Source organism: Flectobacillus sp. (assembly GCF_049240685.1).
Classification (GTDB): Bacteria; Bacteroidota; Bacteroidia; order Cytophagales; family Spirosomataceae; genus Flectobacillus.
In genome coordinates this window covers 1-4,837 of record NZ_JBMLSD010000425.1, presented here as the reverse complement: position 1 = coordinate 4,837, position 4,837 = coordinate 1, and the positions used below count along the sequence as shown (strand labels likewise).

The window sequence follows — 4,837 nt, the reverse complement described above, 5'->3', positions numbered from 1 at the left end:
AAACAAAACTTAAACTTTTTGGCTTACGGCTATCAGCTTTGAGCATTCGGCGAAATATATCTGTTGTTCCTAAAAAACAATTTTACACTCTTTGCCTTGTGCCTGTTGCCTGTTGCCTGTTGCCTTCAAAACAAAACTTAAACTCATTTTGCACAATTACTTAATACAAATATTATATTACGTTAATCGTAAATACCTGAAAATATTCTGCGCTTGTACGAATTATTATCGCCAAATATTATGAAGGGCGTTTTTTTTCTTATATTAGTGAAGAATATTCTATTTACATATTTTTACTTTGTTTGAAAATAGAATAAGAGCAATTTTAAAACGATGAAATCATTACTTAACATACCAATTGTATTTGAAAACCATCAGCCTTCCGAATTTTTAAAAAAACTATCCGATTATTTTCCAATTGTAATTCAAAGTCGTAACGTTTTTCAATTTGAAAATACCGAAGGAAAAGGTCAAATACTAACTTTGGTAATTGAGCCGGGCTTTGAGGTTGAGCTTTTACAATTGCATTTTACCGAAGACTTACATATTCATCCCAAACCCACCGAACAAAATTCTCGGTGGAATGTAAGTATTTGTAATGATTACATATACCCTGGAGAGTTGTTTGATTTTACTCCAAACAATTACCCATATTGTGTGGTCTTGAGTTCGTCGATGGCAAATACCAATCGAATTTTTCCAGCGAATAAACAGATATTTAGTTTCTCACTAACTTTCTCGAAAGAGTGGATTGAACAAAATGTCATTCAAGACTTGAAAGAGGAAGCTTCTGAGAGGCTGAATGAAATCATCGAAAGTCATGAGCCTATCTTTATGATGGATAACGTCGATATCGACCTTCATCGAATTGTAGAAACTTTACTCAATGAAGATTTGTACCAGCAAAATACGAAATTGCTTTTTTACAAAACGGCACTTGATTTGACTTTAACCTTTTTCAAAAAGATCATTAACAAAAGTATATTTATACCAAGTGCACAGAATTTTAAGAAAAGAGATATTCAAAAAATTCAAGAAATTAATGAGGCTATCCTTAAAGATTTAACAAAACCTTGCCCTTCAATTGAAGAACTATCGAAGGCCGTTGGCATGAGTACTGCCAAGTTTAAGACTTTGTACAAAGCTGTTTTTAATAATAGTGTTTACAATTATCATTTGAATGAAAGATTGGTTCAGGCTCGAAAATACCTACAATCTGGCAAATACACTATCAATGAGGTGGCATACATGGTTGGGTTTAATTATCCATCGAGTTTTTCTAGAATCTTTAAAAAAACTTTTGGACAATCGCCCTTGCAGTATATGGGTTTGCACTATGAGGAAGATCAAGATGAAAAAAGTTAAATTTAGCCCGTAATCCGACTTCTGCTTGCAGCTAATGAAGATTACTTACCTTAAAATCAGATTTTTTATAGATATCTGTTATAGATTCCTTTCAAATATTCTTAACACTAACACAAACAAGAAGAAAACAGCTTTGATACTTAGCTCATTGAATTTTACCATTCTCTAAATGAGTACTTTTCTATGGAAACTCTAGCAGAAACAAAATCTCATACTTCAGAAACAAAGACAAATAAACATATTCACACGCTGAATCAAAAAGACCTTTTGATTCAGCGAGCATTAGATTTTTCTAATGAGGTAATTTTAATTTTTGATCAAACTCAAAAAAACGTTTATCTCAACAAACAAGCCCAAGTTTTTATCCAAAATTACGGCTGTTGTAATGCCGTACATTCTTTGAATAGCTTTTTGGAGCAACTTGCATTTTCGATTGAAAACCTCGATTTGTGCTTAGTTACCAATGAAATATATTCATCTAAATATGGCTTAAAAGCAAAAATTGTTACTCTTGAACAACAATATTTTGTGTATTTGTCTATGAGTTCGGTGCTGGTACCGCAACAGGATATTATTAATACCATTATTTCTCCCGACTTCCACCCTATCCTCAATCAATCAAATGATATTTTGTGTCTAACTACCTGTGAAGGTAAAATACTGAAAATCAATAGGTCGGCTAGTATTTTATGGGGTTATTCGGTTGAGGAATTGGAACAAAAAAATCTATTAGAACTCCTTACTAAATCTTCCTATCAATCAATCCAAGCATCTTTTGGCTCGATTGCCGATGGCAATCCTCTTCAAAATGTTGTACTCGAAATTTCAAAAAAAGATGGAACAGTATTTCCTATGCTTTGGAATGCCGTTTGGAATCACCAGCAACAAGCTGTGATAGCGATAGCTAAAGATATTTCAGAGAATTTAATCAAAGAAAGAGCACTTCAAATTTCGGAACAAAACTACTCTTACTTGTTTAACAATAATCCACTACCCATGTGGATTAACGATTTTCATACAAAAGAGTTTATTGAAGTAAACGATGCAACATTGAGGCAATATGGTTATTCAAAGGAAGAACTCGCCAAAATGACGGTGTATGATATTATTGCTCCCGAAAACTTGGAGGTTTATAAAAACATTGGTTGGGATTTTTCTACTCAGCCACCAAATTATCGAGGAATATCCCTACACCAAACCAAATCTGGTAATATCATTATTGTAGATATAACAGCTCATCAAATTGAATACCACAATCGGCTAGTTTCATTAGTTTTGGTACATGATATCACCTTACGCAAACAAGCCGAGAAAGAACTTATTCAAAGTAATAATCGCTTAAAAACTGCTCAAGAAATTGCGCATTTGGCTTATTGGGAGCATGATTTGAGAACAGGCAAAGTGTATTGGTCGGATGAAGTATTCAAAATTTTCGAAATTGTAGAAAACAAAGAATTGTTTGATTACGAAGACTATATCGGTATGGTTCACCCAGAAGACCGTATGTCGGTCAAACTTCTCGAGGTATCTGTACTTTATGGAAGCAAACCAATAGAAAAGGAATTTAGAATCGTATTACCTTCAGGAAAAATAAAGTATATCTTTAGTAAAACCCAGGTTGTATTTGATACCGATGGCAACGCTGCTCGAATCGATAGTACCTTTTTAGATATAACGCTACAAAAACAAGCCAAGCTGGCATTAGGAAAAAGTAATGAACGATTTGAACTAGCCAAAAAGGCTACACGTGATATTATTTGGGATTGGGACATTATCACTGGAGATGCCTATTGGTCAGATAATTATGAAATTATATTTGGTAAATATCCCTACGAAGCCATGAAGGACTTTCAGGACTGGAGCCGAAATCTTCACCCTGAAGACAGAGAGCGGGTTTTGGATGAAATCCAGATGGCACTTACCAATCCAGCTCAGACGACTTGGGAAAGTGAATATCGCTATTACCGTGCAAATGGTGAAATTGCCTTTGTGAGCGATAAGGGCTATATGGTTTTCGACAACCACGGCAAGCCTATACGGATGGTTGGAGCCATGCGTGATATTACAAAAGAAAAACTTGAAGAACAACAATTAAATCTTTGGAAATCAGTTATTACGAATAGTAAAGACGCCATTTTGATTACCGAAGCAGAGCCCATTGACCTACCTGGGCCGCGAATCATCTATGCCAATGATGCCTTTACCAAAATGACAGGGTATGAGTTTGACGAAATAATCGGAAAATCACCAAGAATTTTACAAGGTAGTGCTACAAATCGCGTAGAACTCAACAAGCTTAGAAATACCCTCAAAAAATGGGAGTCATGCGAAATAGAAATTATAAATTACAAAAAAAATAAGGAGCCTTTCTGGGTCAATATTTCGTTGGTACCTTTGGCCGACGAAAACGGTCGGTATACTCATTGGATTTCAATTCAGAAAGATATCACCGAAAGAAAGAAAAATGAAGAGGAACGCGAACTGTTGATTAGAGAGCTAACCCAGATAAACCAAGATCTTCGTCAGTTTTCTTATATTACCTCTCACAATATTCGATCACCACTTTCCAACTTATTGGGACTCCTAAAAATTTTGAACACCTCAACCATCACAGATCCTACAACGCTTATGGTTTTGGAAGGCTTCAAAACATCAACATTTCAGCTCAACGATACAATCAATGATTTGCTCAAAATCTTGATGATAAAGGAGAATGTGAATGTTCAACAAGAACATATTGAGTTTGAATGTATTTGGAAAAAGGTGACTCAAATGACACAGCAACTAATTTTGGAAGCAAAAGCTAGGATTGACTTTAACTTTACAAAAGCAGAAAAGGTTTATTTTAATATTTCATATTTAGAAAGCATTCTTTTAAATCTACTTTCAAATGCCTTGAAATATCGTTCTACCGAAAGACCATTAGAAATTTCAATCATATCCAAAAATACCTCCAAGGGTATAGAATTAATATTTAAAGACAATGGCCTTGGAATAGATTTAAAACGATACAAAAGTAAAGTATTTGGTCTGTATCAAAGATTTCATAATCACCCCGATAGCAAGGGAATTGGTTTGTACATGGTTCATGCCCAAGTTAAGTCATTGGGAGGAAGTATTTCTATCAAAAGTAAAGTAGGCAAAGGAACTCAGTTTTCAATAATTTTCAAGAAATAGATGATGTTTAATAAGATATTGTGTGTAGACGACGACCCCATCACCTTAATGATTCTTAAGATGACAATGAAAAAGTGTGACTTTGCCACTAGCGTTGAAACAGTCATGGATGGAACAGAGGCGGTAAGATATTATGAGGGATTACTACAAAATCCTTCAATCGGTGCTCCCGAGCTAATTTTTTTGGATTTGAATATGCCACTTATGAGTGGTTGGGCATTTTTGGAAGTTTTTATAAAGAGATTTCAAGCCTCATTTCCTGATACAAAAGTCATCATTTTGTCTTCAAGTATTG

At 34.5% G+C, this 4,837-nt stretch carries 2 protein-coding genes and 1 pseudogene; all 3 read left to right on the top strand.

The genetic code is table 11. From position 1 onward, the window contains the following. Nucleotides 1–333: 333 nt before the first annotated feature. Nucleotides 334–1,365 (top strand): helix-turn-helix transcriptional regulator, encoded by a 1,032-nt coding sequence (locus ACOVQ4_RS19185; RefSeq protein WP_421822219.1) that lies wholly within the window; start codon nt 334–336, stop codon nt 1,363–1,365. A 183-nt stretch (nt 1,366–1,548) separates the two neighbouring features. Beyond that, the gene (locus ACOVQ4_RS19180; RefSeq protein ID WP_421822218.1) at nt 1,549–4,542 is read left to right on the top strand and encodes a PAS domain S-box protein; all 2,994 of its coding nucleotides are present in this window, start codon (nt 1,549–1,551) and stop codon (nt 4,540–4,542) included. A 66-nt stretch (nt 4,543–4,608) separates the two neighbouring features. Next, a pseudogene (locus ACOVQ4_RS19175) lies at nt 4,609–4,837 on the top strand (response regulator); the annotation flags it as partial.